Here is a 4,612-nt window from a genome sequence, read left to right as displayed (position 1 = left end):
CGGTGGCCGTGGTGGCACGCAGGGTGCGTTCGGCCGTCCCGGCGGTCCGGCGCGTCGTGGCCGCAAGTCGAAGCGGCAGCGCCGTCAGGAGTACGAGGCCATGCAGGCCCCGTCGGTCGGCGGCGTGATGCTGCCTCGCGGCAAGGGCGAGACCGTTCGCCTGTCGCGCGGTGCGTCGCTCACCGACTTCGCGGAGAAGATCAACGCCAACCCGGCGTCGCTCGTCGCGGTCATGCTGAACCTCGGCGAGATGGTCACCGCGACGCAGTCCGTCTCCGACGAGACGCTGCAGCTCCTGGCCGACGAGATGAACTACAACCTCCAGGTCGTCAGCCCCGAGGAGGAGGACCGCGAGCTGCTCGAGTCCTTCGACCTCGAGTGGGGCGAGGACGAGGGCGACGAGGAGGACCTGGTGGTCCGCCCGCCGGTCGTCACCGTCATGGGTCACGTCGACCACGGAAAGACCCGACTGCTCGACGCGATCCGCAAGACCAACGTCATCGCGGGCGAGGCCGGCGGCATCACCCAGCACATCGGTGCCTACCAGGTCGCGACCGAGGTCAACGACGAAGAGCGTCGGATCACCTTCATCGACACCCCGGGTCACGAGGCGTTCACCGCCATGCGTGCCCGTGGTGCCCGGTCGACCGACATCGCGATCCTGGTCGTCGCGGCCAACGACGGCGTCATGCCGCAGACGGTCGAGGCGCTGAACCACGCCAAGGCGGCCGACGTGCCGATCGTGGTCGCGGTCAACAAGATCGACGTCGAGGGCGCGGACCCGACCAAGGTGCGCGGTCAGCTGACCGAGTACGGCCTGGTGGCCGAGGAGTACGGCGGCGACACCATGTTCGTCGACATCTCCGCCAAGCAGGGTCTGCACATCGACAGCCTGCTGGAGGCCGTCGTCCTCACCGCCGACGCCTCGCTCGACCTGCGGGCCAACCCGCACCAGGACGCGCAGGGCATCGCGATCGAGTCCCGTCTGGACCGCGGCCGCGGCGCCGTGGCCACCGTCCTGGTCCAGCGCGGTACCCTCCGCGTCGGCGACACGATGGTCGTGGGCGACGCCTACGGCCGCGTGCGGGCGATGCTCGACGACAGTGGCGCCAACGTGGCCGAGGCGGGTCCGTCCACCCCGGTCCAGGTGCTGGGTCTGACCAACGTCCCGGGCGCCGGCGACAACTTCATCGTGGTGGACGAGGACCGTACGGCCCGTCAGATCGCGGAGAAGCGCGCCGCCCGCGAGCGGAACGCGGCGTTCGCCAAGCGCACGCGCCGTGTCTCCCTCGAGGACCTGGACAAGGTGCTCAAGGCCGGCGAGGTCCAGCAGCTGAACCTGATCATCAAGGGTGACGCCTCCGGTTCGGTCGAGGCCCTCGAGTCCTCGCTGCTCCAGCTGGACGTCGGCGAAGAGGTCGACATCCGCGTCCTGCACCGCGGCGTCGGTGCGGTCACGGAGTCCGACATCGACCTGGCGATGGGCTCCGACGCCATCGTGATCGGCTTCAACGTGCGCGCCGCGGGGCGTGCCGCGCAGATGGCCGAGCGCGAGGGTGTGGACGTCCGGTACTACTCGGTCATCTACCAGGCGATCGAGGAGATCGAGGCGGCCCTCAAGGGCATGCTCAAGCCGGAGTACGAGGAGGTCGAGCTCGGCACCGCGGAGATCCGCGAGGTCTTCCGCTCGTCCAAGCTCGGCAACATCGCCGGTGTGCTCATCCGCTCCGGCGAGGTCAAGCGGAACACCAAGGCCCGCCTGCTGCGCGACGGCAAGGTCGTCGCGGAGAACCTCAACATCGAGGGCCTGCGTCGCTTCAAGGACGACGTCACCGAGATCCGCGAAGGCTACGAGGGTGGTATCAACCTCGGAAACTTCAACGACATCAAGGTCGACGACGTCATCGCGACGTACGAGATGCGCGAGAAGCCGCGCTCGTAAGGGAACGGCTCACGGTGGCCGGCGGTACCTCGGTACCGCCGGCCACCGGCGTGTGGGCGCGGCCCGGCCACGGCCGGTGCCGCGCCGGCGGCTGCCCGCGGGTGCCCCGCAGGGCTTCCCGGAGCAGCCGTCCGCGGTGCCCTGCGGGGCGCCGTAAATAGTCGTCGGCGGTGCCGCGAACCGGGGTACGGTTCAAGGAGCCACCGATCCCGGACCGGCGGGTCATCCGGAAACACCATGTACGTAGGGACTCTGTCCTTCGACATCCTCCTCGGCGACGTACGCTCGCTGAAGGAGAAGCGCTCCGTCGTCCGCCCCATCGTCGCCGACCTGCAACGACAGTTCGCGGTCAGCGCCGCCGAGGTGGACCACCTGGACCTCTACCGCAGGGCCGGCATCGGCCTGGCGGTGGTCTCCGGGGACGCTTCGCACGTGGTCGACATACTGGACCGCTGCGAGCGGATGGTCGCCGGGCGCCCGGAGGTGGAACTGCTGTCCGCGAGACGGCGGTTCCACGGCGACGACGACTGATCTACACAGATACGAACAGGAACAGGAACGGGAGACGGACCAGTGGCCGACAACGCGCGGGCGAAGAGGCTGGCGGACCTCATCCGAGAGGTGGTGGCCCAGAAGCTGCAGCGTGGGATCAAGGACCCGCGGCTCGGCACGCACGTCACCATCACGGACACCCGGGTGACCGGGGACCTTCGGGAGGCGACCGTCTTCTACACGGTGTACGGCGACGACGAGGAGCGCAAGGCCGCAGCGGCCGGACTGGAGAGCGCCAAGGGCATCCTGCGCTCCGAGGTCGGCCGGGCCGCCGGGGTGAAGTTCACCCCCACCCTCACCTTCGTCGCCGACGCCCTGCCGGACACCGCCCGGACCATCGAGGACCTCCTCGACAAGGCCCGGCAGTCCGACGCCAAGGTGCGTGAGGCGTCCGCCGGAGCCGCGTACGCCGGCGAGGCGGACCCGTACCGCAAGCCGGGCGAGGACGACGACGAGACCGCGGCCGGGACGGACGACACCGCCGAATGACGCAGCACACCACCACGCCCGACGGCCTTGTCATCGTCGACAAGCCGTCGGGCTTCACCTCGCACGACGTGGTCGCCAAGATGCGCGGGATCGCGAAGACCCGACGCGTCGGCCACGCCGGCACGCTCGACCCGATGGCGACCGGCGTGCTGGTCCTCGGCGTCGAGCGGGCCACCAAGCTCCTCGGGCACCTGGCGCTCACCGAGAAGGAGTACCTCGGGACGATCCGGCTCGGCCAGACCACGGTCACCGACGACGCCGAGGGCGAGATCACGGCCTCCGCCGACGCCTCCGGGGTCACCCGCGAGGGCATCGACGCGGGCGTCGCCGAGCTGACCGGCCGCATCATGCAGGTGCCGTCCAAGGTCAGCGCCATCAAGATCAACGGCGTGCGGTCCTACAAGCGCGCCCGTGAGGGCGAGGAGTTCGAGATCCCGGCCCGCCCGGTGACGGTCTCCTCGTTCCTGGTCCACGACGTCCGCGAGGCGGTCGCCGAGGACGGCACCCCGGTGACCGACCTGGTCGTCTCCGTGGTGTGCTCCTCCGGCACCTACATCCGGGCGCTCGCCCGCGACCTCGGCGCCGGTCTGGGCGTCGGCGGTCACCTGACCGCGCTGCGGCGCACCCGGGTCGGCCCCTACCGGATCGACACGGCGCGCACGCTGGAGCAGCTCCAGAAGGAGCTGACCGTGATGCCGGTGGCCGAGGCCGCGACCGCCGCGTTCCCGCGCTGGGACGTCGACGCGCGGCGTGCCCGGCTGCTGCTCAACGGCGTACGGCTGGAGATGCCCGACGCGTACGCCGACCGCGGCCCGGTCGCCGTCTTCGGGCCCGACGGCACCTTCCTGGCCCTGGCCGAGTCGCTGAAGGGCAAGGCCAAGAGCCTGGCCGTCTTCGGCTGAGCACCGCCGCGCGCCGCGCGTTCCACGGTCCGTGCCGGCACCGCCGGGGCGGGCCGTGAAACGCGCGGCCGGCGCCGCCGGGCGGGACCGTGGAGCGGCGGCGGCACGGGGACGTTCCGCCGCCGCTCCACGGGTTTCCCCCCTCTGTTCCCCCGGGAGAACCTCTTTCCATCCGCACCCCCGTATTCACCCGTCCGGACGGGCGCTCGGAGTGAACCGAGGGAGTGGAAGGGGGCGCGTTTCCCCGCACACCCGCCCAGCTGATCATCTTCGGCCTACCGTCGGAGCGGGACGGCACGGCAGCGGGGAGGACGGGTATGGCGGGAGCGCACGCGGGGACGGAGGAGGTCCGGCGGCCGGACGGCGTACGCGCCGTCCCCGAAGCCGCTCTGGTCACCCTCTGCGACCCCGCCGGACGCCCGCGCGGCACCGGCTTCGCCGCCGACCACCACGGCACGGTGATCACCGCACACGAGGTGGTGGACGGCCTGTACCGCGTCCTGGTCCGATCGGGTGACCGCACGCTCGCCACCCCGGACGGGGCGATCACCCCACTGCCCGCCCTGGGCCTCGCCCTGGTGCACGCCGAGGGACTGGAGGCCGCCCCGCTGCCGGTGTCCCCGCGTGCCGCCGTCGGCCCCGGCGCCTACGTGCGGATCGTCTCCGCCGGGCTGCGCGAGGCGCGGGTGCTCGGCGTCGTCGACGCCACCCACCGCTCCCACCTCCT

At 71.4% G+C, this 4,612-nt stretch carries 4 protein-coding genes and 1 pseudogene; all 5 read left to right on the top strand.

Features of this window, described 5'->3' with window-relative positions:
* Positions 1-1,942: translation initiation factor IF-2 (gene infB / locus HW445_RS19415; protein ID WP_180222262.1), on the top strand; the 1,942-nt coding region annotated here is incomplete at its 5' end.
* Between the two features lie 237 nt (positions 1,943-2,179).
* Positions 2,180-2,473 carry a DUF503 domain-containing protein gene (locus HW445_RS19410; protein WP_180222261.1) on the top strand — a complete coding sequence of 98 codons (294 nt, stop codon included), beginning with the start codon at positions 2,180-2,182 and terminating at the stop codon, positions 2,471-2,473.
* A 42-nt stretch (positions 2,474-2,515) separates the two neighbouring features.
* Positions 2,516-2,983 carry a 30S ribosome-binding factor RbfA gene (gene rbfA, locus HW445_RS19405; protein ID WP_180222260.1) on the top strand — a complete coding sequence of 156 codons (468 nt, stop codon included), beginning with the start codon at positions 2,516-2,518 and terminating at the stop codon, positions 2,981-2,983.
* Positions 2,980-3,885, top strand: coding sequence for a tRNA pseudouridine(55) synthase TruB (gene truB / locus HW445_RS19400; RefSeq protein ID WP_180222259.1), 906 nt, complete (start codon positions 2,980-2,982; stop codon positions 3,883-3,885). The genes rbfA and truB overlap by 4 nt, the downstream gene beginning before the upstream one ends.
* Positions 3,886-4,202: 317 nt before the next feature.
* Positions 4,203-4,612, top strand: a pseudogene (locus tag HW445_RS19395) (serine protease); the annotation flags it as partial.

Origin of the sequence: Streptomyces sp. UH6 (assembly GCF_013421635.1) — a bacterium.
GTDB classification, from domain to species: Bacteria; Actinomycetota; Actinomycetes; order Streptomycetales; family Streptomycetaceae; genus Streptomyces; species Streptomyces abyssomicinicus.
The sequence above is the reverse complement of the archived record's forward strand: the minus strand, read 5'-3'. Positions and strand labels throughout refer to the sequence as shown.

Bases quoted from the DNA above. Each gene is read 5' to 3' on its own strand.
- truB (WP_180222259.1), top strand. From the start codon at position 2,980: ATGACGCAGCACACCACCACGCCCGACGGCCTTGTCATCGTCGACAAG.
- HW445_RS19410 (WP_180222261.1), top strand. From the start codon at position 2,180: ATGTACGTAGGGACTCTGTCCTTCGACATCCTCCTCGGCGACGTACGC.